The organism is Bacillus sp. NPDC094106, from assembly GCF_044764345.1.
GTDB lineage: Bacteria > Bacillota > Bacilli > Bacillales > Bacillaceae_G > Bacillus_A.
On sequence record NZ_JBIWHY010000003.1, the window covers coordinates 384,042 to 384,324 of the forward strand.

Genomic DNA, 283 nt, shown 5'->3' on the forward strand with positions numbered 1-283 from the left:
TCCAATAAATAACTAAAGTGGAGCCTAGCGGGATCGAACCGCTGACCTCCTGCGTGCAAGGCAGGCGCTCTCCCAGCTGAGCTAAGGCCCCATGTTTAAAGATATCGGGAAGACAGGATTTGAACCTGCGACCCCCTGGTCCCAAACCAGGTGCTCTACCAAGCTGAGCCACTTCCCGTTAATAAAAGCGCGCCCGAGAGGACTCGAACCCCTAACCTTTTGATCCGTAGTCAAACGCTCTATCCAATTGAGCTACGGGCGCATATGGTGCCGAGGGCGGGGG

General features: G+C 55.5%; 3 tRNA genes. All 3 read right to left on the reverse strand.

What is annotated here, in order from left to right:
- Positions 1 to 18 precede the first annotated feature (18 nt).
- The 3 genes from ACIQ7L_RS06635 to ACIQ7L_RS06645 all read right to left on the reverse strand — a co-directional run bounded on the left by ACIQ7L_RS06635 (position 19) and on the right by ACIQ7L_RS06645 (position 262).
- A tRNA-Ala gene (locus ACIQ7L_RS06635) sits at positions 19 to 91 on the reverse strand.
- A gap of 13 nt (positions 92 to 104) precedes the next feature.
- Positions 105 to 178, reverse strand: a tRNA-Pro gene (locus ACIQ7L_RS06640).
- A gap of 10 nt (positions 179 to 188) precedes the next feature.
- Positions 189 to 262, reverse strand: a tRNA-Arg gene (locus ACIQ7L_RS06645).
- Between the last annotated feature and the right edge of the window lie 21 nt (positions 263 to 283).